Below are 22,558 nucleotides of genomic sequence, written 5' to 3'. Positions count from 1 at the left end.
GTGACCGATGATGTGACGCTCACGGTCGGCGGTCAGCGCATTGCCGGGTGGACCACGATCCGCATCACGCGCGGCATGGAGCGCATACCGGCCGATTTCGATATCGGGCTGACAGAGCGCTACCCGCACACGACAGGCGTCATCGTCAGTGAAGGCGACCCATGCACACTCGCGATCGGCGGCGATACCGTGATAACCGGCTATGTCGATCGGGTGGCCGAACAGGTCGATGCGCACAATCACGCGCTGGCGATTTCAGGGCGTGGCAGGTGCGAAGACCTGATCGACTGCGCCGCGCAGTTCGATTCGTTCCAGTTCCAGAGCGTCTCCACCGCCGAGATTGCGACGGCGCTCTGCAGGCCGTTCGGCATCGCGGTCAAGGCGCTATCGCCCGGCATCGTACACCCGCAGGTCTGTCTGAACGTGGGCGAATCGCCTTACCAGGTGATCGACCGGCTGTGCAAAATCGCGCAGCTACTCTGCTACGAAGACGCAGACGGCGCGCTGGTAATCGGCCCGCTCTCGACGGTCGAAGCGGCGGGCGGTTTCGCACTCGGCATCAACTGCGAACGCGCGAGCTATACACGCGACATGTCGCAGCGCTTCAGCGAGTACCGTGTCTATCTGGTCGGAACTGGCATATTCACCGATGCGGGGCAACAGCCGTTTGCCGAATACACGTTACAGGACGCCACGATGCCGCGATATCGTCCGAAGGCATTCATTGCAGAAACGGGCGACGCAGGCGCGAGCGTTTCAAAGGCGCACGCGCTATGGGAGTGCAACCGGCGCATCGGGCGCGGGAATCTGGTCACGGTTGCCGCTTCGGGCTGGCGCGACAGTGCAGGAACGCTGTACACGCCCAACACGCTCGCGGCGCTGTCCCTGCCGCAACTGAAGCTGCTGGACGGCCAGAAATTTTTGATTGGCGAAGTCACCTACCGGCGCGACATGAACGGCTCGGGCTGCGATATCACGCTGATGCTGCCGCAGGCGTTCCAGCCTGAGCCCATCCTTTACATGCCGCTCGCGCAGGACGCAGCCGCCGCGCTCGGCATGGGCTAGTCATGCAGTCGCTTTTCTGGAATCTCGTTCGCTCGCTCGGGCGCGCACGCCTCACGCGCATCGATGACAGCGGCGCAGTCCAGCTTGTGCAGATGCAGCTATCGCAGAACGAAACGCACGACGCGACCCCGCGCGTGTGCGAATACGGATTCCAGTCGAATCCGCCCGATGGGGCCGACGCGGTGGCGGTGTTTCTCGCGGGAAACCGGACAAATGGTGTCGTGATTGCGTGCGGCCACCAGCAGTACCGCATGCGCGGCCTCGGCAGTGGTGAAGTGGCGATAAGCGATAACCGGGGGCAATCGGTCTATCTCAGTGCAGCCGGAATCGTCGTCAATGGCGGCGGTCATCCGGTCACGATCACGAACGCCCCTGAAATTACCGCCGATTCACCGCTCATGCACTGCACGGGAAATATCGCGTGCGACGGCAACATCGCGGCGGCCGGTGACATTCTCGACAACAGCGGCACGAACACGCAGAGCATGGCGGCGAGCCGTCGCACCTACGACATTCACACGCACGATGTGCCGAACGTCCAGGGCGGCAACAGTACGGCACACAGTGACCCGCCGCAACCGCAGGAATAGGCGTGCGCCGTGGCCGATATCTCGACAGTCTGGGACGTGCAGCGCATGCGCGGCAACTGGGTACTCTCTGGCCCTTCGCTGCTATCGGGTAATGACCTGCATACCGCCGTGCTTATCAGCCTCTTTTCAGACCGTCTTGCGTTACCCAGCGATCCGGTACCGGACGGTGACCGGCGCGGATGGTGGGGTGACGATCCGAAATACCCGACTGGTTCGCGTCTGTGGCTGCTCGATCGGGTCAAGGGACCGCAGGACGTGCCGCAACGCGCGCAGGACTACGCCGCCGAGGCGCTGCAATGGCTGATTGATGACGGCGTGGTCGCGCGCTTCGACATCGTGGCGCAGTGGATTACACCTGACCGGCTCGACCTCACCATCACCGCCAACCGTCGCGACGGCTCACGTGTCGCCATGCAATTCCCGCAGGTCTGGACGCGCTAGCCGTTCCCGATTGCGCGCGGCACAGCCCGCGCCGTTCCGCCATGCCTTTTTCGCGCCCCACGCTCACAGCGCTACGCGCGCAGGCGGCGCAGCAACTGAACGCGCAATTGCCCGGTGCGGATGCGCTCCTGCGGTTTTCGAACCTGCGCGTCATCGGCGACATCGAGGCGGGTCTCGCGTGCATGCTGTACGGCTATCTCGACTGGATCGCGCTGCAATGCACGCCGTTTACGGCGACCGATGAATACCTCGAAGCCTGGGGCGCGCTTAAAGGCGTCACGCGCAAGCCGTGCGCGCAGGCTTCCGGCTCGCTTGTCTTCACGGGCGCAGACGGCAAGGTAATCGACATCGGCGCAGCCGTGCAGCGCAGCGACGGCCTGGCGTACACCACGACCGGCGCGGGCAAGGTCGCGGGTGGCGCGGTAACGGTGACCGCTTCGGCCGTCCCTGATCCGCAGGGGCTGACGGGCGCGAACGGCGACTGTCCAGCGGGGACGGCTTTCACACTATCGAATGCGATTGCCGGTATCGACTCGACGGGTTCCGCTGCAACCGCGTTTCTCGGCGGGGCCGATATCGAGCGTAACGACGATTACCGCGACCGGGTTCTGTACGTCTACCAGAACCCGCCGCAGGGCGGCGACGAAAGAGACTATGTAGAGTGGGCGCTATCGGTTCCCGGTGTCACGCGTGCATGGTGTGTCGGCAACGGCTACGGCATCGGCTCCGTGCTGATCTATTTCATGATGGACGCAGCGAACGCGGCGCATGAAGGTTTTCCGCAGGGCTTGAACGGATGCGCGACGCGCGAAACGCGTGGCCCTCCTGCGACCGGAGACCAGCTCACGGTCGCCAACGCGATCTATCCGCTCAGGCCCGTGACCGCACTCGTATATGTCGTCGCGCCGGTTCGCCGGGCGATTGATATCAGCATTCGCGGCGTTGCCGTGCAATACCAGGCGGCGGTGGCGGCCTCGATCGATGCGCAACTGAAGGCGGATGGACAGCCGGGCGGCGAAATTACCGTTTCGCACCTGTGGTCGGCCGTGTCGGCCGTGCCGGGCGTGGACGATTTTCTGCTTCTCTCGCCCGTGCAGGACATCCGTCTGCCTGCCGGCACCATCCCCGTTGCCGGCCCGATAACGTGGAGCTGATCGCGTGGGCACGGATAACACGTGGGCCGCGCGCGGCATCGTGGCGGCGCGCAACACGGCGGCCGACTATGCCGGTGTGCTGCGCAGACTGCTACCGCGTGGGCGCGTCTGGACGCGCGACGGGGTGGACAACGATGGCGGCACGCAGGCCGCCGTGCTCGATGCGCTCGCGGTAACGGCCGAAAGTCTCGATAGCGAGGCGCTCACGCTGATTGCCGCGGGATTTCCCGCGACGGCCGGTCAACTCCTGCCCGAATGGGATGAAACATTAGGGCTCCCCGATGCGTGCTTCGGGCCATTCGCGAATGATGCAGCGAATCGCCAGCAGGTCGTGGCGAAATTGATCAGCACGGGCGGGCAAAGTATTCCGTACTTTGAATCGCTCGCGCGCTCGCTTGGTTACGTCATCCACATCACCGAATTCGCCATCCATACGGTTATCAGTCCGGTCACGGCACCTGTCGCGGGGCTCGACTGGCCCTTTACATGGGAAGTCGAAATCATCGGCACGCCGGGCGTGCGCTGGCACAGGGTGGACGGCCCCGTGCGGGAAGCGCTTTCATTCCTTGGCACGACACCAACCGAACAGGTTCTCGAATGCCTGTTAAGGCGCTACGCCCCCGCGCATACCGTGCTGATTTTCCGGTATTCATGAATTCATGATGCGAGGCACCGATGGACCACTACTGGGAAGCAAACGCGCACACCACCGCGCCGCCCGTGCCGTCGAAATCATCAGGCACCTATCCGACTGACGGCAATCCCGTCACCGTCACGCCGCCGACAACGCCGGGCGCGTGGTGGTATTACCAGATCACCGAAGAAATCCGCAATGCGATTGTGAAGCTCGGCGGTACACCCGATTTCACCCGGGTGGACCAGCTCGCCAGTGCGCTCGTTGCGTCGATTGGATCAGCTATCAGCGGCATGGCCGACCAGCTTGCGAAAGTCGCGTATTCGGGCAGCTACAACGATCTGAAAAACCAGCCAGCCATACAGGCACCGCTCGGCTTTACGCCCGTTCAGCAGGGCGGCGGCATAAGTCAGGCCGCCAACAAAGTTTGCATCGGATGGGACGGCGGCGGACTACGCGCGACGGTTGACAGCACGGACGAGGGACGCTTCGTGTTTGAAACTGAACTGCAGGCGAACATGACGAACCTGCAGAACAACATTAACAGCGTCGCCAGTTCGGCTGGCAATGGGTGGACGCGTGGCAACCTGCAACCGCTTAACGTGAACGGTATCGGATATGTCGCCTTCATCGTGAAGAGCGGCGACGGCAGCCAGTCTGCGAATGAAGGCACCGTTGCGGTGTTGCCGGGGCGGCCCGGTTCCTGGCTCAGTAGCGGTAACGCGGCCTCATCGGGCGACCACTGGTGCGTATGGACACGGATCGCGTGATGGACTATCTGCGCGTGACGGCGCCGCAATGGGCCGATGCCGCGCACAGCGCAATACGTTGCCGCGTGCAGTTTGCGGGTTTTCCTGTGGACGTGCCATTCATGGCGATGCCCGATGATCCGCACGCGCACGGGCGCTCGATTTTTGATGAATGCGTGGCCGGGCGCTACGGGCGGGTACGTGAATGGGATGGGTCCGGCGCGACGGACGGGGTGTAAGACGGACGGGGCGTAATATGGACCGCTATTACCAGGCCAATGCGGTGGCCGATGCCCCGGCCGTACCCGCGAACAATCCGGGCGGCTATCCGGCAAACGGCAACGCTGCAGTAGGCATCGATGGCACGGTGCCTGGCGCGTGGTGGTATCACACGATCACTGAAGAATTGCGCAACGCGATCGTCGCGCTTGGCGGTGCGCCCGATTTCACGCAGACGGACCAGCTCGCGACGGCGTTGCTTGCCAGGTTCGTGCAGCCGTGGGTCACGCCTCAGGATTTCGACGCGGTGTGCGATGGCGAGACTGACGACAGCGCGGCGCTGCACAGGGCGCTGGGTTCCGGCAAGCCGGTACGTCACCTTCACGGCGTGCTGGCGATCTCGTCAGTCACCGTCGATACGACGTGCGACTTCGAGATTGCGGCGGGCGCATCGGTCAGGCTGTTACCTACGGGCAACGCCAGTACCGGTCTTACGCTGAACGGACCTCATTCGCGCCTGGTTGCGTGGGGGCTGATCGACGGCAATCTCACCGGCCGCACGGCAGTTGCGCTCGGCACGCCCGGCGGCGCGACAGCGGACTACGCCCAGGCGTATCTCTTCAACGTGCAGAACGTATCAGGTGAAACGTTTTCGGGCACGCATCCGTCCGGTATTGAAATCAACGGCGGCACCGGCCAGAAGTTCTACATCAACGCACGCAATTTCCCGAACAACCTGGCAGGGCAGACAGGTTCCCCTGCGCGCGCCGCGACGGTAGAAGGCCATGCGGACCGCGTGGTAGGCGAAGTGGACGCGGACAATGTGTGGATCGGTGTCGTGCTGGCAACGACAACGTGCCATATGACGCGCGTCAAGGTGACGAATTCGGGTCTGGAAGCCGTCTACAACCTCAACGGCGATAACACCATTGGAGACGTGATTTACGCGGGCCAGTATCAGGCGGTCGTGAATGAGGCGAGCGTTCATGTCGGCCGGATTTTTCACACGGGCGGCAACCCGCCGACCGGTGCGCAGAGCGCGACAAATGGCGGCGCAACCATCGCACTACAGAACGCGACGGTGACCGATGTCGGCCTGATCCAGGTCGGGACCAATCCGGCGCTACCTGTCAAGGGCTCGGGGACGCTGCTGATCGTGCGCGCAGGCAACGTCCAGAGCGGCCCGGTCCGGATTGGTCGTGTGCAGGGGACCATGCGCCCGGCGTCGGTTGCATCGCTCACCTATCACGGTCTGGTGCAGGAAGTCTCGATCCAGAACGTAGACCTGAGCGTGGAGTACGACAGCACCGTCATGACTTCACCCGCGAATTTCTGCGATCTGACGGCCGCGCAGGAATTCTCCCTGCGCAACTGGCGCATGAAAGTCATCGACGTGAACAGCCAGTTCCCGCACAACTTTTTCAGTTTTAACCTGCCGGGCGCGAACCTGATACGTCCGGGCCATTTTGAGGACGTGCATATCCGCTTTTACGAAGCGGACGGCGCGACGCCTGCCGATCCGGCGACATCGGCTTACCTGCACGTCTACGGCGCGGCAAATCCGCTGGTCTACACACGCAACCAGGTCTGGCAGGGAAACCTCATGCTGATCCGTGAAGCGTCCGCCTACGGGGGCGCAGTGAACGGCGGCGATACCTGTACATCCGTGCCGGTCGCTGGCACATGGGCGGCGGGCCGGTACATGTGGAATTACGCGCCTGTCCTTGCCGGACCGGCAGGCTGCCAGTATGTCGTGCGGGGGTGGACATGTGTCGCGGCAGGCACGCCGGGAACGTGGGTGCAGGACTGCGCGCTGAGCGGGCCGATCGTGCTGAAGCCCGGCGCAGCCATTGCGCTGACTGACGTTGCGGGCGGTATCCAGATCGACGTGACGCCCGCGACACATGTCGCGCTGGGTGGCATGAAACCCGGTGTGGGCGTGTCGGTCGCCACAGACGGCACTATATCCGCCGATGGCAGCCTTATCATCAACGTCACGCCAGCCGCAGCGGTCGCGCTCGACCTGACGCCCATTGCTGCGGGCATCCCCGAAATCATTTTCAACCTTCAGCCGGTAGCACCGGCAACGACGCTCACCTTCGCCAATGCCCCCGCTACGGGCACCATGGCGCTGTTCGTCGTCGTGGTTGCCAACGTCGCCGGCGCTTCAATCAACTGGCCCGCAAGCGTCAGATGGCCGGGCGGTGCAGCGCCGGCCCTGACGGGCACGGCGGGCAAAACCGACACGTTCGTGCTCTACACGCAGGACGGCGGCACAACGTATCACGGCTTTGTCGCCGGACAGAATCAATGAGCTATCTTGCGCGCCGGTTGCTCATGGTGACGACGACGCCGTGGACAGGAATACTGGACCGGCTCGCGACTGCTGCGGCCGGTGCATGGAGTCTGCGGCGGCTACGCGGTGGCTACGCCGGGCCGTGCGTTAATGTACGCCGCGATTCGGACAACGCGACCCAGGACATCAGCTTTACCGCTTCGGGCGACCTGAACGTTACCGCGCTGCTCGCGTTTGTCGGAAACGGTAACGGGTACGTAACGGCATGGTACGACCAGACGCCCGGCGCGTCGCATCTCGTGCAGGATGCCGCAGCAAGCCAGCCGCAAATCGTGAGTGCCGGTGCACTGGTGAAGATGCTCACGTTCGCCAGCCGTCCGGGCGCTTCGACCAATGGCGGCACGCCCAACGGCCCGAATCCGACGAACGGCCAGGACATGGCAACGGCACAGCCTGCGGCCTCGCTGACGTTCGCACAGCCATTCACGCGCTCGTCGGTCATCTCGTTTCCTGTTGCGCCCGCAGGCACAACGCCGAATCCGGTCGTGCTCAACAGCAACAGTGACCCGGTGGCGCTTTACGACACGGGGCCGGGCCAGTTGTCGATGTCCGTGAACGGCGGATTCACCGCGATTTCCGGTATTACAGCCGGGTCGGCGGGCGTTCTCCTGGAACTGTTCAACCAGGCGGCCAGCTCATGCGTTTTCAACAGCGTCACACGCACAGGTAGCGTCGGCCCGGGCGGCCCGGGCTCTGACTTTCTGGGTATCGGTGGCCACGGCTGGGTGAGCGGCGAACGCAATTTCGAAGCGATCTACGGCGAAATGATCGTCTTTGCGCAACCGCTTCCCGCCCGTGACCAGCAGGCCCTCACAACAGACCAGTGCGGCTACTGGCAGACACCATCGCCTTACCGGAGCGTTGTCCTCGCCGATGGTCCCTATGCTTACTGGCCGCTGAACGAAGCGGGCGGTACGGTAGCGGCGGATATCTCAGGGAACAGCCGTAACGGCACCTATCAGGCCGGGGCGCAACCTGCATCGGGTTTGATGCTGCCGGGCATGGACGGCGCATATGTGAGACTGAACGGGACGTCGGATTCGTATATTGATGTGAGCGCCGCAAACCGGTTCTGCGCCGGGTCGGCATGGTCGATTGAATGCTGGGCACAGGTAGCGGGCTATAACAGTCTCCCGGTCGGTGGCTTTACCGGTGACAGGGGGTGCCGCTTTATCGGCAATGTTCTTTATACGACCTCGGGCGGCTGGCAACCGGGCATCGAATGGGGCATCCAGTCATATGACGGCGTCAATCCCGGTACTTACAAATACTACGACTCGAAGTATTCCTATACGCCGTCTGTCACGCCCCCTCGGGCGGGCGTATTGCAGCATGTCGTGATAACGCACGCGCCGGACAGTACGTCGGTCTATCTCAACGGGAAACCCGTTGTTCCTGCTGCGAATGCGTCGGCGTTGGCCACCATTCAACCGGTACTACAGATCGGCTCGCACGGCGGCTCAATGGGTGCAATGAACGGCACGATTGGCGAAGTCGCGGTGTATAACTCGGCATTGTCCGCGCAGCAGGTGGCCGCGCACTACGCGGCCGGTATCGCATCACGTGCCGGCCTGCTCGATAGCCTCACTACGCCGGTCGTCGGCGCGTGGAGTCTGCGACGCCTTCGCGGCGCGTACACGGGGCCATGCCTGAATGTGAGACGCGACAGTGATAGCGCAACGCAGGATATCGGCTTTACGGCAACGGGCGACCTCGATCTGGCCGCATTGCTCGCATTCACCGGCACCGCGAACGGCTTTGTTACGGCCTGGTACGACCAGACCACCAACCCGTCTGACATGGTGCAGAGTCTCCCGACCCGGCAACCGCTCATCGTCGCGAATGGGGTGCTCAATCCCGCGTCGGCCGGATCGGCGATGGCGGGCATTCTCGCGAGCGCGGGCGCAACATCGATTCAGGAACTACGCGCGAGCGCAGGCAAGCTCACACTGGACCCGCCATTCAGCCGCGCGTGTGTCACGGGAATTCCCGCAGGCGCAACCAGCACCAGCTTTACCGTGCTTACAGGGAGTACCGACAATCCAGTCATCGCGTTAAACGCAGTGAACCTCAGGTATCAGATGGACGGCCCCACAACGGGGCTCACGGCAGGCAATGCCGTTACCGCAGGCGCGATCAACAGCGTGACGGAAAACTACAGCACGACGGCCAGCAGTCTGAGCGTCAACGGCACCACGACTAACGGCTCGATCGGCTCGTCCGGTGACGGTACGGATCTTGTAGCCGCAGGCGTACTTACCCGGATCGCGGGCGCGTCGGCGACATTCTGTGAAATCATTCAATTCGGCGCGCTGCTCGCGAGTGCCGATCAAGCCGCGCTTTACGCAAGCCAGAAACACTACTGGGGTACGCCGTAGGTGTACCCCTCCCAATCTGAACAGGCCGCCCCCTGTGTGGCGGTTTTTTCCTCTGGAGCCATCATGGACCGCGACACATTCCAGCGCGCCGCCGCGCTTTCCGATACGCTCGCTGCGCGATGGTTCGCGCCGGTATCGGTGGCAATGTCCGAATTCTCGATCAACACGGCCGCACGTCAAACCGCATTCATCGCGCAGATACGGCATGAATCAGGGGGGCTCACGCAGCTTGTCGAATCATTCAACTATGCGCCCGCCGCGCTCACGATCTTCTCTCGCGTGCCTGCCTCGATGCGCGCGACGCTCGGCCGCCATCCTGACGAAAAGACCGTACCGCCAGAGCGTCAGAAGGAAATTGCCAGTCTCGCGTATGGCGGGCGCTACGGCAACGGCGACGCCGCGAGCGGCGATGGCTGGCGTTTCAGGGGGCGCGGCCTGAAGCAGATCACCTTTCGTGACAACTATCTCGCGTGCGGGCGTGCGCTCGGCGTGGACCTGATTGCGAATCCCGATCTGCTGGCCACGGATGACACGCTCGCCGCGCGCTCGGCGGCCTGGTTCTGGAGTGCGCACGGCTGCAACGAAGCGGCCGACAAAGGCGATTTCGCGCAGACCACGCGAATTATCAACGGCCCGGCAATGGATCAGCAGGCGAAGCGCGAAGCCTGTTACGCAGCGGCAAAAACCGCGTTCGGCCTTGCGTGAATCGCACGGCGTATGGCGGTGGCGTGCCATGTGGGAAACCCTCGCCGGACTCTGGCAGGGCGACGATGTACACGCGGCAACCAGGGCGGCATCTTTCGTTATGCGTAATGGTTGCGCCTACGCTTGCTGCCTCGATGGCGGTGGCCGTTTATGTATCCAGCATCATGCACCGCTACGCAACGCCGTTTGAATGCGTATTGAATATCGCGGGTGCATTCGCGGCTTGTGCACAAGGTGTGCGACATCATTGCCGATGCGCGCAGGACGCCCGATACGTGGTAGACGCGGCGCAAAAAAAAAAGCCCGCGATGCGCGGGCCTTCAAACACACACGCCAACACCTGGGAACAGGTATCGCGTCGGCGGAACCATACCAGTTGCGCGAGGCATTGTCATTACACAATCCTGGTCACGCAGAGCAGGCGCAGGCCCGGCCGTCCGCGTTCATCGATCAGCAAGTCGGCTCGTACCTGGATTATTCCCTTCGCGTCTCAAGAAGATTGTCGATAAACATACTCGCGGCAATAGAGAGCAGTGCGCTACGCGAGATGCCCAGACGGTGTGCACAGGCATCGATGCGCGCGAGCAATCCCACCTCCATCGATATCGTTGTCCTGGTCGTCGGCGCGCTGATTCGATTCCTCCGCGCGCCTTCTCCCTGATCCGGTTTTTGTGCCTGACTTCTCTTGCGCCCCTGGGCTGCTGGCATCGCATGTGCTCCACTCATGTTGATTGAAGGGCGCTTGCTGACTGTCGTGCATGTGCCGACGGGTGCATTGATGGCGCTGTTCGTCGCGCCTGCGGTTGACCGGCAATGGTTGCAGCATGGCACGCTGGAAATGCAATGCGCCATCGCGTTCGTGCCTGGCGCGCTCGGCCCGCTGGCTGTCGATATCGTGATCCGCCTCGTGCAGCGTCGTGACGATGACTTCGCAGACCGCATTGCGGACTGGCTTGCGAGGTGGCTGTCAGGCGGCAGGCGTCCAGATCAATGAGAGATCATGTATTCACGCGCTGATCCGGAACATGCGTGTGGGATCGCTCGTCCAGATAGCGCCTGCAGAACGGGCCCGCGCCGTGCGGGCCAGCGTCGAAGTTAGCGGTACATTCTGTGGCGATTGACGCGCGGCGCTCCCGATTCACGCAGCCATTTTTCCCGTTCTGCCGGAATTGTCCCGAGCAGGCGCGTAACCCGTTCCTGCTGTCCCGCTTCCGTCGCCTGTGCCATACCGGCTTCGTACTCACCAGGGGTCGGTGCCATACCGTCGCACAGCCGGTTGACCAGAACCGTCAGCGCGTCCATTGGTGGTCCAGCATATCCTTGCCGTAATGCCGTCAGGCCATCCGGTGTCAGCCGCGTCAGGTCGTCCGATTGCAGCGTATCGGCGCTAACCCGTAGCACGGGCGCCACGCGCGCTAGTATCCATGAGGTGTGCTGCTTGCGTGCCTCAAGCGAGTAAAGACTGTTGCGATACCTTTCCCTCTCGTGATCGCTCGCGCCCGCAGGCACGAAGCGATAGAGGAATTCCGGATGTTCCCATCCCATGTGTTCGCGTACACATACAACATTTGCTCCGAGGTTCATTTCCAGACTCCAATAATAAAAAACCCGCACAGGGTGCGGGTTCTCCAGGTACTTCACAGTCCGGGGGGCTGGACCGTGCCGTTTCCAACACGAGTCTATCCATCCGGTTTTGTGACAAGCACAGGAGTGCGATATGCACCAGTTTCAAGGCTCTCAATTTCAAATCCCGGTAATCTCTTTGAAGACTCAGCGGGCTCTGTCTCGCGCTTTCTTCGGCTTAACTTGAAGGTCAGCATTTCTTTCTCCGTTCACTTGTCACAGGCTTGCTCATTGAAGCCCGAGAACTATCAATAGCTAGACGTAGGCTCTTTGCGCGTTACCTTTGCCAGCATCCCGTCGTCGTGACGCATCCAGCGGCACAGCGCCTGGTGCGACGAGGCTTTGAGTCGCAAGTCCCTCAGGTAGCAGCAACTGCACGGGCTTGCAGGTGAAGATAATGGCGAGGCGCTTGCGGGTTCGGTCACGTAGCACCGGCAGTCCTTCCATCACCTTGATATTGGCGGGTGTCGAGCCATACGCCTTGGCGCATTGCTCGATGGTCATACGCCGGTGCATCCGCCAGGCGGTAAGCGGCGACTTACCGGCCATGAGATGCGCCATGACGGCGTCAGGATATTCAGTGTCATCGGGGGCGAATTCGATCGCGTGCGCTCTGGCGGTGCTGTCTTGCTGGTCATCGGGCATAGTGGGGGAGCCCGGCTGTGCGCTCAGTTGTCCCACCGTGCAATCGTAGATATCGGCGAAGCGCTTCAGTGTGTCGGCACTGGGCACGTTGTAGCCGTTCTCATGCCAGACGATCGTATCGCGCGACAGCCCCGCCAGTTCGGCTGCTTCGACAGGAGAAAGCTCGCGATGGAGCCGCCACGCGCGCAGAAAATAGGTTCCCTTGCCAATCTGCTTCGCAACCTCGTCAGGTATCGGCTCCACGAATGCGCGGGGGAAGAAGATGCGCCGTTTCCGCTTGCTCGACGGCGTAGACTGGCTGGAGTCGATGACCATCCTGGCAGAGCCCTGAGACGCTTCGACGGAACATGCGGGGAAGTCGACGGCCCGTGAAGCCTCGCGCATCAGGCGTTCTTCTGGCGTGAGAAAGAGCCCTTCAGCGCGCTCGCGCCTGGTCGGTGGTGCCAGCGAAAGGGGCGTAACGGGAACGCACAGAAGGGGTTCAGAATCAGGCCGACCCGGCAGGTCCGCGAGAGAACTGCGGAAGGTGCCCCGTGGCGTCGTTCTCTCCATCGCCTCCGTCTGCGCCCGCAGCGCGGCGTTCCTGAATTCCACCAGCAGATCGAACAGCCGGATCGGCATGTCTACCCTTAGCCGCTTGCCCTCATGGTCGGTGGTGAACTGGCATGCCGATAGATCAAGTCCGTGGTTCATGTCGAATCCTCGTCACTGGTTTGGCCCTGCGGTGTGATGCTGCCTGCGCATCCGCTCTTCCCATTCGCGGGCGTCGCTGACGGTCACAATTACCTTGCGGCCCAGCCGGGTTTCGCGCGGTCCTCTGGCGGTGTTACGCAGCCGGTAATAGAAGGAACGGCTCAGGTGATACGCGTCGCAGAACTCATCAATCGAATACACGCGCGGCAAATCTGGTGCATCGACTGTGGACGGTGCAGGTCTTGCAGACTCGCTGGCAGGCCGCGCGCGAGACCCGCCGATAGTTTCCGGCTCCATGAATCGCCTCCGTTCATGCGTCTGAAGTGGCAAACACATTTATAAATGTCAGTACATGCCTGTGGATAAGTGTTTTTTCCTATGATGAAACCGTTGGCGATTGAATCTATAGACGAAAAAACGCACGCTTTCCGGCGTGCGCCTCATGCTGCTCTGGTTACGGTTTGCCTATGCCGCAAGCCGCGCCGATTCGTTTGCTGGCCGCTCCAGCAGGCGCACGGCGCGGGCACGATGCCCAGGTGACAGATGCGCGTAGCGCAGCGTCATTTTGAGGTCCGCATGTCCGAGCAGTTCGCGCACGGTGTTCAGATCGACCCCGGCCATAACCAGGCGAGACGCGAAGTGGTGGCGCATGTCGTGCCAGCGGAACACTGCCAGTTTTGCGGCCGTGCGGATTTCAGGCCACGCCTTGAGGTCCCGTATCGGCGCTTCGCCCGACCTGTTCGGGAAGACCAGCCCGTTGGTGGCGCGCGCCTTCCAGCGCGCAAGAATCGCCAGGGCTTCCGCGTTGAGCGGAACGTGACGCTGCCGCCGAGACTTGGCATTGATCGACAGCACCGTGACAAACGCATGGCGCAGGTCCACGTCGGACCAGCGCAGCGTGAACAGTTCGCCGCGACGCAGACCGGTATGCAGACTCACGACGATGGCGACCTCGGCCGCGTCTTCGTAATCCTCGCCGTACTTCGCACGTAGCAATGCGCGGCGTTCATCCAGCGCGTCATACAGGCGTTGTTCTTCTTCGGGATCAAGAAAGCGCACCTTGCCGCCCGGTTCGTCCTGCTTCTTTACTTTCTTCATCGGGCTGGCCGTTATCACTTCCCACTCGACGGCCCGCGCGAACAGACCGCGCAGCGCGTTCAGCTTGCGGTTCAACGTGGACGGCTTCAATCCCTTCTTCAGTAAATCCGAACGCCATTCTTCGATCATGTATGCCGTGCATTCGTCCAGCGGCTTGTCCAGCAGACCGGCGAACGACTTGCGGATCATCTTCGCCGTTATCACGGCGCGGGCCTGCGTCAGTTTCGTTTGAAGGTGAAGTTCATAGCGCCCATCAAGAAATGCGCGGATCGTCGGCACGCCCGCAATCTTCTGCACGGCAACGCGCTGCGTTTTGCGTTCGACAAGTTGAAGGGGCGAATCATTCTTGCGATCCAGCAGGGCAATCTCACGACGACAGCGCTCGCGCGCTTCGCCCGGTTGCAGGTCTGGCCAGCGTCCGATGTTGCGGCGGCCCTGGGTGCCGTCCGGCTTGACCCAGCGGTACGTGTAGGCGACGGTACCAATCGGCGAAATCTTGATGCCGAACCCGGTCAGGTCGGCGTCCTGATACGCCTGGTATTTGCCGTTCGGCGCGATGGCGCGGATAAAGTGACGGTCGATGCGATGACGTGTGCCCATGCTGGCAAAATCCTTTGGTGCGGTTCATGTAAAGGCACCGTCGCATGACCATCCGTCAGGACAAAAACAGGACAAAGACTGCGGTGTACAACGGTGCACATCCAGACACCAGGATAGACACAAGCCATTGATTTGAAAAGCGTTTGGAACTTCAGTAGACACCAGTAGACAGCAAGAATCCCCCGCACAGGGGCGACGCTAATAAACCAATAACAAAACAAGGAAAGGCCAACGCCGTAGGCAACCAGACAATAAGCGCCGCACAGGCAGACAAATCAGGGAAAGCCCAACGCCGCAGGCGAACAGACAACCCGCAGACCATAAAACCAGGCAAACGCCAACGCCGTAGGCACACAGAAAAGAAAGCGCCCCGCAGGCAAACACCTCAAAACAAAAAGCCCCTGCCTGCAAGGCAACCAAACCACCCCACTCAGCGCCTCGCAGGCAAAACCAAAACCAAAACCCAAAACCTTTACCGCCGGGCAAGCGGAAGAGCCTGCCGCTGCCCCTCCCCGACGAACAACTGCCGCGGCCTCCCAATCTTCTGTTCCGGATCGGCGATCATTTCATTCCACTGCGCAATCCAACCCACTGTCCGCGCCATCGCGAAGATACACGTAAACATGGCCGTCGGAATCCCCAACGCACGCTGCACAATCCCCGAATAAAAATCGACATTCGGATACAGCTTACGCGACACAAAATACTCATCTTCCAGCGCGATCTTTTCCAACGCCATGGCAAGCTTGAACAACGGGTCGTCGTGCAGACCCAGCTCTTCCAGCACTTCGTGGCACGTTTCACGCATCAGCTTCGCACGCGGATCGTAATTCTTATAGACACGATGACCGAAGCCCATCAGCTTCACGCCGGAGTTCTTGTCCTTCACCTTCGCAATGAACTCAGGGATATTGTCGACCGAGCCAATCTCCTCCAGCATGTTCAGCGCAGCTTCGTTCGCACCGCCATGCGCCGGCCCCCACAAACAGGCGATACCCGCCGCAATACACGCAAACGGATTCGCGCCCGACGAACCCGCCAGACGAACCGTCGACGTCGACGCATTCTGTTCGTGGTCCGCATGCAAAATCAGAATGCGATCCAGCGCGCGCACCAGCACGTCGTTGACCTCGTACTCTTCGGCCGGATTGGCGAACATCATCCGCATGAAATTCGCGCTGTACGACAGGTCGTTCTTCGGATAGACGAACGGCTGACCCACGGTGTACTTGTACGCCATCGCGACGAGAGTAGGCAGCTTCGCGATCATGCGGATCGCGGATACGTCGCGGTGCTGCTGGTTATTGATGTCGAGCGAGTCGTGATAGAACGCCGACAATGCGCCAACTGCGGCGACCAGAATCGCCATCGGGTGAGCGTCGCGGCGGAAACCGCGGAAGAAGAAATGCATCTGCTCGTGCACCATCGTATGCTGCGTAACGGTGTTGACGAACTCTTCCTTCTGCTGCGCATCCGGCAATTCGCCCTTCAGCAGCAGGTAGCACGTTTCGAGGAAGTCGGCGTTTTGCGCCAGATTGTCGATCGGATAACCGCGATACAGCAGCTCGCCTTTGTCACCGTCGATATACGTGATTTCCGAATTGCATGCCGCCGTGGACATGAACCCCGGGTCATACGTGAACTTGCCGGTCTGGCCGTACAGCTTGCGGATATCGATGACATCCGGCCCGAGCGTGCCCTGGTAAATGGGCAAATCAATCGTCTGGTCGCTGTCGGAAAAGCTCAGCGTTGCGTGTGTCTTCGAGTTCATCTACACGTTCCTTTTACTTTCACATCGCACACGTGCCGGCATGCTGGATCGTCGGATCGCCGCTTGGCATGCTCAGGCTCCGCTTTGCATTCTACGGTCCGAAGAGGCTTTGATTGCGACGATTGACCGCAACAATCCATCTCGACTGGCGCAACATTCGTTGCCTGAAAGAGGCCCGTAATCGCCTGAAACACGCGGAAATAAGCGTCAGGACGCAGCACGATTCCCACTCAAAGGCGTTGCCAGCCAAATGAAAGTTAGCGCGCTTACTGCAACAATGTTTTGCGCCGCTCAAGCTGCACAAGTAACGCCGCTCTGCGATACTGAATCCGTGTTTTGCTTCCCCTGCGAACACATCGCTGTCTTTGGCCCGCCGTCCTACGGCGGGCCTTTTTAATCAGCCAGAAGAATACGGAAGGACCAGATGAACGCCTCGCTCGAAACACTGTTTCCGGATCACGTCCACAACGAAGACAACATCGTCACCGCGCTGAATCATCAGGACATCGTCGTGGCGTTGTCAGCGGCGCTGAAAACGCAGGACGTGGCGGTATTGCATATGCTTTACCCGCGTACCGACGCGCGCACCCATCGCAGCCTCGATACGCTCGTCGATGTCTTGCACGGCCACGGCCTGCATGAAGTCGCGGATCTGATCGCGCAGGAAGCGCACTATCTGCTCTTCAAAGACCCCGTGAAGGCATGGAAAGCCTTTCACGAAATTCGCAACGACTCGCTCGCGATCGGTGTGCATCTGTACTATCACGGCCTCGTCGGCGAAGCGGCGGAACGTGCACTCGATAAAGACGCGCATCGCAAGGCTTGAATGTCGGACGGCGCGCAGTGACTAACTGCAGGCGCCAGGCCCAGCAGCGCGTGAGCCGGTGCGAGGCAACAAGCATGTGTCCATCGCAGGCTTGTTGAGTGCCGGCTGAGCATCCAGATGCGGACTCTGGTGTGAATGCCTGCAAGCCCGCTTAGCGCGCGCCTATCAAACGTCCACTGAGCGAATAAACTCGTCGACGTAGCGATTGAACGCCGCCGGATGCGCGAGATTCATGCCGTGCGAGGCGCCGCGCACGGTTTCGCGGCGCGAATCCGGCAGCCATGTTTGCAGCGCCGTCGCCGTGCGCCGGAACATGTCGGGACTTTTTTCACCGTCGATCAGCAACACCGGGCAGCGTACTTCGCCCGCCTGCTCGGGTATGTACGCGGGCAGCGGGTCGCGGAATTGCCGCGCGAGCGTGTGTGAGTTGTCGGTCGCCATCCTGCGAAAACCGGGCGTGCTCATCGCCCAGAATCCGGGACGGCTCACCGAATCGACGAACAGTTGCAAACCCGCTTCCACTTCACCCGTTTCGATCAGTTGTGCGGCTTTCGCACGCAATGCGTTGACGGTCTCCGGCAAACTCGCGGGCGGCCGTCCGGCGATCTGCAACGGGCCGCCCGGGTCGGCAAGCGTCAACGTGCGCACATACTGCGGATGGCGCCGCGCGAAATGAAATGCCACGCAACCGCCACGCGAATGACCCACCACGTGCGCCGGCCCGGCGCCAAAACGATCGATGAATTCAGCCACGTCGTCCGCATGTTCGCTCCAGCTGAATGGCTGGTCGGGCTCGGTATCCGTCACCGGCCAGTAATGCGTGAGACTCACTGTGACGCAGCGATATTGCTTCGACAAACCTGCCAGTTGCGGTTGCCAGTAACGGTAATCGCACAGCGAGCCATGCACGAACAGGAGCAGTTCGCCCTCGCCTGCTTCTACATAAGGCATGCGCAAGCCGCTATGCAGCTCGATAAAGGACGGGGATGCGGGAGAGGACGAAGCGGAAACAGATTGATTCACAGGTGGTTCACGGACGGCGCGGCAACGGCTGACTGTCTCAGCGGCGCCGGCTAGAAATGGATTCGAGGAAAAAGCGTGTTCGCATCCCTCAAATTGGGATGCAGGGCGTATTGTCACACAGCCGTCAAATATGCGCCGAGGCCGCCTTGCCACCTGTAAGGCGGTACGTCCCGCAGCACATCATTCGTAGGCGCTGTCGTCGAGCAAACCGGCGGCAGCCGCCGTGCCCGCGCCACGCACCGCACAGGTGAGCGGCTCATCGGCGACGCGGACTTCGAGTCCCAGTTCGTTGGTCAGGCGGCGGCCCAGATTGCCGAGCAGCGCGCCGCCACCGGTCAGCACGATGCCGCTGTGCGCGATATCGGTCACCAGTTCGGCAGGCGCCGTTTCGAGCGCACGTTTCACGGCGCCGATCACCTGGCGCAGCGGGCCCTCGATCGCGTCGGCAATATCGTGGTTGCTCAACTGAACCGTGCGCGGCAAGCCGTCGTCGACGCTGCGTCCGGTTGCGTTCATGTGCTCGACCGGCACGTCGCGCACCGCCGAACCGATGCCCTTCTTGACGTGTTCCGCGGTTTGCTCGCCAAGCAGCACGCCATACAGGTTGCGCACGTAACTGACGATCGCCATGTCGAAACTGTCGCCGCCCACGCGAACCGAGCCGCTATACGCGAGGCCGCCGAGTGAGATCACGCCGACTTCGGTGGTGCCGCCGCCGATGTCGACCACCATCGAGCCGACCGCCTCCGATACCGGCAGGCCCGCGCCGACCGCCGACGCCAGCGATTCGCCGATCAGACTGACCTTCCACGCGCCGGCCGCCACGGCGGCTTCCTTGATCGCGCGCCGCTCGACCTGGGTCGCGCCCGCGGGGATGCACAGGGTGAACGCGGCGCGCCGGCTGAACCACGGCCGCGGGCGCGCCATGTCGACGAATTGCCGGATCATATGCTCGGCAGCGGAAAAATTGGCGATCACACCATGCCGCATCGGCCGCACGGCTTCGACGTTGCCCGGCGCGCGGCCGAGCAGCTGGCGCGCTTCCGTGCCCACTGCCGCCACGCGTTTTTGCCCGGCGGTGGACTCTTTCTGGAAGGCCACGACGGACGGCTCGTTCAGCACGATGCCGCCGTTGTCGGTATAGATGAGGGTATTGGCCGTGCCGAGGTCCACTGCCACGGAATGACGGAACAGTCGATCGAAAAGCGGGTAATACGGCGTCGGTCTGGCCATAGGAAGGCTCTGATGTGTCGTTATCCGCCCTTTCCGGGCAGTCTGGAAAATGCGCCCCCGGTCACCCGAACCGCTTGGCACGCCCGGATGGGCGTTGCGCGATCCGCGCGGCGGAAGTGATTTTCATACCAATGAGCAGTTAACGGCAAGCAAATCAGAATCTTTAGGGCCACTTTTTAATTCTGGCGAGTCAATCGCGCGACAAAGCCCCCAATGCATGCTCCAGAGCCTGCTTGCCGAGCTCGACACCGTCCGCGTTGATCGTGTGGCCAATGCCGGGCAACGCGTAGGCGTCGACCGTGTAGCCGGCGTTGCTGAAGGCGTCGGCAGCGTATTCCAGCTCCTCCACCGGGATCACTTCGTCGTCTTCGCCGTGCACGAGCGTAAGCGGTGTGCCGTTCTGCGCGACGATCGCCGAGGCGAGCCGCCCCGAATACGCGACGACGGCAGCAGCGCCTTCCGTGCTGGCCGCCACGTGATGCATCGCCATGATCGAGCCTTGTGAGAAACCGACCAGTGCAAGGCGATCGAAAGAAAGCTGCCGGTGCGCCAGTTCCACCTCGAGCATCTGCCGCAACGCCGGATAGGCGGCAGCGACGCGCGCGTCGCGATTGCCTTCGTTGACATCGCGCAGGCTGAACCACTGGCGTCCGCCGAAGCCGCCGTCGAAGGCATCGGTGCCGTCGAGCGAGGTGAACGCGACATCCGGCAGGGTCTCGCTCCAGATGTCCGCAAGCGGCATCAGATCGCGCGCATTGCTGCCCACGCCGTGCATCAGCACGACCAAGGCTCTCGCAGGCGTTGTCGCCGGTGCGCGCCGCCAACCGTGTTCGAATTGCTCCCAGGCCATATTCAATTCCCCTATTTGTGCTCGTTGTACTCCCGGTTCGCGTTTCTACAAACGCGGCCGGTTCGTCAGGCGGCAATGTGCTGTCCGCTGTCCTCTGTCGCCTTACGCAGGCTCACATCGCCAGGTGTCGCTTCATGCGGCCTCAGCCGCGAGCATACGCTGCCGGATTTGTTTCCGCTTTCGGATCTATATGTATGGGTCGACGACGCCAAAACGTGAATGCCGGTATGCTTTTGCAAGCATTCGACCGGCTGCCCGGCTCCTTGCCCTGGCAGCGAATCAAGCGCCGTATAAAACATCCGTAGCACCGCAATCCGGAGATTCGTTTGAGCCAGCCCTCTGCCGCGCCTGCTGCCACGCCGCCCGCCCCACCGCCGCCGTTACAGGGCGGCAAACTGGTTCTGGCGACCATCGCCGTCGCGCTCGCCACCTTCATGAACGTGCTCGACACGTCGATTGCGAACGTTGCGATTCCAACCATCTCGGGCAACCTCGGTGTCTCGGTCGACGAAGGCACGTGGGTCATCACCGTATTCGCCGCGGCCAACGCCGTCTCGATTCCGCTGACCGGCTGGCTCACGCAACGCATCGGCCAGGTCAAGCTGTTCGTCGGCGCGATCCTGATGTTCGTGCTGGCTTCGTGGTTGTGCGGCATCGCGCCCACGCTGCCGATCCTGCTGGTCGCGCGGGTGTTCCAGGGCGCCGTGGCCGGCCCGCTGATTCCGCTCTCGCAAGCGATTCTGCTCGGCTCGTATCCCAAGGAAAAATCGTCGACGGCACTCTCGCTATGGGCCATGACGGCCACCGTCGGTCCGATTGCGGGACCCGCGCTCGGCGGCTGGATCACGGATAGCTATAGCTGGTCGTGGATCTTCTACATCAACATCCCGGTCGGCATTTTCGCGGCCGGCGTGACGTGGATGATCTATCGCACCCGCGAAACCGCAACCCGCAAGCCACCCATCGACGTGATCGGACTCGGCCTGCTGATTACGTGGGTCGCGTCGCTGCAAATCATGCTCGACAAGGGCAAGGACCTCGACTGGTTTTCGTCGCCGGTGATCGTGATTCTCGGCATTACCGCGGTGATCAGTTTCGCGTTTTTCCTCGTGTGGGAGCTCACCGAGGAAAATCCGATCGTCGACTTGCGGCTCTTCCGGCAGCGCAATTTTCTCGGTGGCACGATTGCGATTTCGGTGGCGTACGGCGTGTTCTTCGGCAACCTGGTGCTGCTGCCGCAATGGATGCAGGAGTATCTGAACTACCGCTCGGTGGACGCCGGTCTCGTTACCGCGCCGCTCGGCGTCTTCGCGGTGATCCTTGCGCCGGTGATGGGCCGCGTGCTGCCGCGCTCGGACGCACGCATCATCGCAACCCTCGCGTTTATCGGTTTTGCCGTCGTGTTTTATATGCGCTCGAAGTACGTGATCGAAATCGATACGTGGCACCTCGTGCTTCCCACGCTACTGCAAGGCATTCCAATGGCGCTGTTCTTCGTGCCGCTGACCGCGATCATTCTGTCCGGCCAGCCGCCGAACAGAATTCCGGCGGCCGCGGGTCTGTCGAATTTCGTGCGCGTGTTTTGCGGCGCGGTGGGCACGTCGATCGCCGGCAACGAGTGGAATAACCGCACGGTGCTGCATCACGAGCGGCTCACCGAGCGCGCCAGCGTCGATAACCCGCTGTTCAGCCAGCAGATCGATTCGACCCAGTCGCTGCTGCATCTGAATACGCAATCGGCGCACGCGCTGTTCGATTTCACGGTGAACACCCAGGCCGCGATGATGGGTCTGAACGACATCTTCTATGTGTCGTCGATCATTTTCATTCTGATCATTCCGCTGATCTGGATTACGAAGCCGGCCAAGGGCGGCGGAGCGGGTGCGGCGGGCGCGCACTGATTGC

The 22,558-nt window shown here is 61.8% G+C and carries 21 protein-coding genes; 13 read left to right on the top strand and 8 right to left on the bottom strand.

Annotated elements, in window-relative coordinates:
- The 11 genes from ACOSV0_RS28685 to ACOSV0_RS28635 all read left to right on the top strand — a co-directional run bounded on the left by ACOSV0_RS28685 (position 1) and on the right by ACOSV0_RS28635 (position 11,285).
- Positions 1 to 1,065, top strand: coding sequence for a phage baseplate assembly protein (locus ACOSV0_RS28685; protein ID WP_434115852.1), 1,065 nt, complete (start codon positions 1 to 3; stop codon positions 1,063 to 1,065).
- Between the two features lie 2 nt (positions 1,066 to 1,067).
- A complete protein-coding gene (locus ACOSV0_RS28680; RefSeq protein ID WP_434115850.1) occupies positions 1,068 to 1,655 on the top strand; it encodes a phage baseplate assembly protein domain-containing protein in 588 nt (195 codons plus the stop codon).
- Positions 1,656 to 1,664: 9 nt separating this feature from the next.
- Positions 1,665 to 2,096, top strand: a complete 432-nt coding sequence (locus tag ACOSV0_RS28675) for a phage GP46 family protein (RefSeq protein ID WP_434115848.1) — start codon at positions 1,665 to 1,667, stop codon at positions 2,094 to 2,096.
- A 41-nt stretch (positions 2,097 to 2,137) separates the two neighbouring features.
- A complete protein-coding gene (locus ACOSV0_RS28670) occupies positions 2,138 to 3,250 on the top strand; it encodes a baseplate J/gp47 family protein (RefSeq protein ID WP_434115846.1) in 1,113 nt (370 codons plus the stop codon).
- A gap of 4 nt (positions 3,251 to 3,254) precedes the next feature.
- Positions 3,255 to 3,905: a YmfQ family protein gene (locus tag ACOSV0_RS28665; RefSeq protein WP_434115845.1), complete on the top strand. Its 651-nt coding sequence runs from the start codon at positions 3,255 to 3,257 to the stop codon at positions 3,903 to 3,905.
- Positions 3,906 to 3,925: 20 nt separating this feature from the next.
- The gene (locus ACOSV0_RS28660) at positions 3,926 to 4,654 is read left to right on the top strand and encodes a hypothetical protein (protein ID WP_434115843.1); all 729 of its coding nucleotides are present in this window, start codon (positions 3,926 to 3,928) and stop codon (positions 4,652 to 4,654) included.
- Positions 4,654 to 4,872, top strand: a complete 219-nt coding sequence (locus ACOSV0_RS28655) for a hypothetical protein (RefSeq protein ID WP_434115841.1) — start codon at positions 4,654 to 4,656, stop codon at positions 4,870 to 4,872. Before ACOSV0_RS28660 ends, ACOSV0_RS28655 begins: the two co-directional genes overlap by 1 nt.
- Before the next feature lie 17 nt (positions 4,873 to 4,889).
- Entirely contained in the window at positions 4,890 to 7,166 is a 2,277-nt protein-coding gene (locus tag ACOSV0_RS28650) for a hypothetical protein (RefSeq protein ID WP_434115839.1), read from the top strand.
- Positions 7,163 to 9,586 carry an arabinofuranosidase catalytic domain-containing protein gene (locus ACOSV0_RS28645; protein WP_434115837.1) on the top strand — a complete coding sequence of 808 codons (2,424 nt, stop codon included), beginning with the start codon at positions 7,163 to 7,165 and terminating at the stop codon, positions 9,584 to 9,586. Before ACOSV0_RS28650 ends, ACOSV0_RS28645 begins: the two co-directional genes overlap by 4 nt.
- Before the next feature lie 63 nt (positions 9,587 to 9,649).
- Positions 9,650 to 10,291, top strand: coding sequence for a glycoside hydrolase family 19 protein (locus tag ACOSV0_RS28640; protein ID WP_434115835.1), 642 nt, complete (start codon positions 9,650 to 9,652; stop codon positions 10,289 to 10,291).
- Between the two features lie 724 nt (positions 10,292 to 11,015).
- Positions 11,016 to 11,285, top strand: a complete 270-nt coding sequence (locus ACOSV0_RS28635; protein ID WP_434115833.1) for a hypothetical protein — start codon at positions 11,016 to 11,018, stop codon at positions 11,283 to 11,285.
- Between the two features lie 101 nt (positions 11,286 to 11,386).
- Here the strand turns inward: ACOSV0_RS28635 and ACOSV0_RS28630 are convergent, their stop codons facing one another.
- From ACOSV0_RS28630 to gltA, 5 genes are all read right to left on the bottom strand, one after another.
- Positions 11,387 to 11,875 (bottom strand): hypothetical protein, encoded by a 489-nt coding sequence (locus ACOSV0_RS28630; protein WP_434115831.1) that lies wholly within the window; start codon positions 11,873 to 11,875, stop codon positions 11,387 to 11,389.
- 294 nt (positions 11,876 to 12,169) lie between these two features.
- A complete protein-coding gene (locus ACOSV0_RS28625) occupies positions 12,170 to 13,252 on the bottom strand; it encodes a helix-turn-helix domain-containing protein (protein ID WP_434115829.1) in 1,083 nt (360 codons plus the stop codon).
- 12 nt (positions 13,253 to 13,264) lie between these two features.
- Positions 13,265 to 13,549 carry a hypothetical protein gene (locus tag ACOSV0_RS28620; RefSeq protein ID WP_434115828.1) on the bottom strand — a complete coding sequence of 95 codons (285 nt, stop codon included), beginning with the start codon at positions 13,547 to 13,549 and terminating at the stop codon, positions 13,265 to 13,267.
- Positions 13,550 to 13,717: 168 nt separating this feature from the next.
- The gene (locus ACOSV0_RS28615) at positions 13,718 to 14,950 is read right to left on the bottom strand and encodes a tyrosine-type recombinase/integrase (protein ID WP_434115826.1); all 1,233 of its coding nucleotides are present in this window, start codon (positions 14,948 to 14,950) and stop codon (positions 13,718 to 13,720) included.
- A 472-nt stretch (positions 14,951 to 15,422) separates the two neighbouring features.
- On the bottom strand, positions 15,423 to 16,721 hold the full coding sequence (gene gltA / locus ACOSV0_RS28610) for a citrate synthase (RefSeq protein ID WP_434115824.1): 1,299 nt from the start codon (positions 16,719 to 16,721) through the stop codon (positions 15,423 to 15,425).
- Positions 16,722 to 17,145: 424 nt separating this feature from the next.
- Here gltA and ACOSV0_RS28605 point away from each other — a divergent pair, with 424 nt between their 5' ends.
- Positions 17,146 to 17,547: a hypothetical protein gene (locus ACOSV0_RS28605; RefSeq protein WP_172178295.1), complete on the top strand. Its 402-nt coding sequence runs from the start codon at positions 17,146 to 17,148 to the stop codon at positions 17,545 to 17,547.
- Between the two features lie 165 nt (positions 17,548 to 17,712).
- On the opposite strand, the gene ACOSV0_RS28600 is transcribed toward ACOSV0_RS28605, so the two are convergent.
- The 3 genes from ACOSV0_RS28600 to ACOSV0_RS28590 all read right to left on the bottom strand — a co-directional run bounded on the left by ACOSV0_RS28600 (position 17,713) and on the right by ACOSV0_RS28590 (position 20,653).
- Positions 17,713 to 18,498, bottom strand: coding sequence for an alpha/beta fold hydrolase (locus ACOSV0_RS28600; protein WP_434116185.1), 786 nt, complete (start codon positions 18,496 to 18,498; stop codon positions 17,713 to 17,715).
- 252 nt (positions 18,499 to 18,750) lie between these two features.
- On the bottom strand, positions 18,751 to 19,803 hold the full coding sequence (locus ACOSV0_RS28595) for a rod shape-determining protein (RefSeq protein WP_434115822.1): 1,053 nt from the start codon (positions 19,801 to 19,803) through the stop codon (positions 18,751 to 18,753).
- A 190-nt stretch (positions 19,804 to 19,993) separates the two neighbouring features.
- Positions 19,994 to 20,653, bottom strand: a complete 660-nt coding sequence (locus ACOSV0_RS28590) for an alpha/beta hydrolase (protein ID WP_434115820.1) — start codon at positions 20,651 to 20,653, stop codon at positions 19,994 to 19,996.
- Between the two features lie 326 nt (positions 20,654 to 20,979).
- Between ACOSV0_RS28590 and ACOSV0_RS28585 the strand changes: the two genes are divergently transcribed.
- The gene (locus ACOSV0_RS28585) at positions 20,980 to 22,554 is read left to right on the top strand and encodes a DHA2 family efflux MFS transporter permease subunit (RefSeq protein WP_434115818.1); all 1,575 of its coding nucleotides are present in this window, start codon (positions 20,980 to 20,982) and stop codon (positions 22,552 to 22,554) included.
- Positions 22,555 to 22,558: the final 4 nt, after the last annotated feature.

The sequence above is a fragment of the Paraburkholderia caffeinilytica genome (assembly GCF_051027425.1).
In the GTDB taxonomy this organism is placed as follows: domain Bacteria; phylum Pseudomonadota; class Gammaproteobacteria; order Burkholderiales; family Burkholderiaceae; genus Paraburkholderia; species Paraburkholderia caffeinilytica_A.
The sequence above is the reverse complement of the archived record's forward strand: the minus strand, read 5'-3'. Positions and strand labels throughout refer to the sequence as shown.

What these genes read in the sequence shown, in the direction of transcription:
- ACOSV0_RS28680 (WP_434115850.1), top strand. Translation starts at nt 1,068, where the DNA reads ATGCAGTCGCTTTTCTGGAATCTCGTTCGCTCGCTCGGGCGCGCACGC.
- ACOSV0_RS28670 (WP_434115846.1), top strand. Translation starts at nt 2,138, where the DNA reads ATGCCTTTTTCGCGCCCCACGCTCACAGCGCTACGCGCGCAGGCGGCG.
- ACOSV0_RS28660 (WP_434115843.1), top strand. Translation starts at nt 3,926, where the DNA reads ATGGACCACTACTGGGAAGCAAACGCGCACACCACCGCGCCGCCCGTG.
- ACOSV0_RS28655 (WP_434115841.1), top strand. Translation starts at nt 4,654, where the DNA reads ATGGACTATCTGCGCGTGACGGCGCCGCAATGGGCCGATGCCGCGCAC.
- ACOSV0_RS28650 (WP_434115839.1), top strand. Translation starts at nt 4,890, where the DNA reads ATGGACCGCTATTACCAGGCCAATGCGGTGGCCGATGCCCCGGCCGTA.
- ACOSV0_RS28645 (WP_434115837.1), top strand. Translation starts at nt 7,163, where the DNA reads ATGAGCTATCTTGCGCGCCGGTTGCTCATGGTGACGACGACGCCGTGG.
- ACOSV0_RS28640 (WP_434115835.1), top strand. Translation starts at nt 9,650, where the DNA reads ATGGACCGCGACACATTCCAGCGCGCCGCCGCGCTTTCCGATACGCTC.
- ACOSV0_RS28635 (WP_434115833.1), top strand. Translation starts at nt 11,016, where the DNA reads ATGTTGATTGAAGGGCGCTTGCTGACTGTCGTGCATGTGCCGACGGGT.
- ACOSV0_RS28630 (WP_434115831.1), bottom strand. Translation starts at nt 11,875, where the DNA reads ATGAACCTCGGAGCAAATGTTGTATGTGTACGCGAACACATGGGATGG.
- ACOSV0_RS28625 (WP_434115829.1), bottom strand. Translation starts at nt 13,252, where the DNA reads ATGAACCACGGACTTGATCTATCGGCATGCCAGTTCACCACCGACCAT.
- ACOSV0_RS28620 (WP_434115828.1), bottom strand. Translation starts at nt 13,549, where the DNA reads ATGGAGCCGGAAACTATCGGCGGGTCTCGCGCGCGGCCTGCCAGCGAG.
- ACOSV0_RS28615 (WP_434115826.1), bottom strand. Translation starts at nt 14,950, where the DNA reads ATGGGCACACGTCATCGCATCGACCGTCACTTTATCCGCGCCATCGCG.
- gltA (WP_434115824.1), bottom strand. Translation starts at nt 16,721, where the DNA reads ATGAACTCGAAGACACACGCAACGCTGAGCTTTTCCGACAGCGACCAG.
- ACOSV0_RS28605 (WP_172178295.1), top strand. Translation starts at nt 17,146, where the DNA reads ATGAACGCCTCGCTCGAAACACTGTTTCCGGATCACGTCCACAACGAA.
- ACOSV0_RS28600 (WP_434116185.1), bottom strand. Translation starts at nt 18,498, where the DNA reads ATGCCTTATGTAGAAGCAGGCGAGGGCGAACTGCTCCTGTTCGTGCAT.
- ACOSV0_RS28595 (WP_434115822.1), bottom strand. Translation starts at nt 19,803, where the DNA reads ATGGCCAGACCGACGCCGTATTACCCGCTTTTCGATCGACTGTTCCGT.
- ACOSV0_RS28590 (WP_434115820.1), bottom strand. Translation starts at nt 20,653, where the DNA reads ATGGCCTGGGAGCAATTCGAACACGGTTGGCGGCGCGCACCGGCGACA.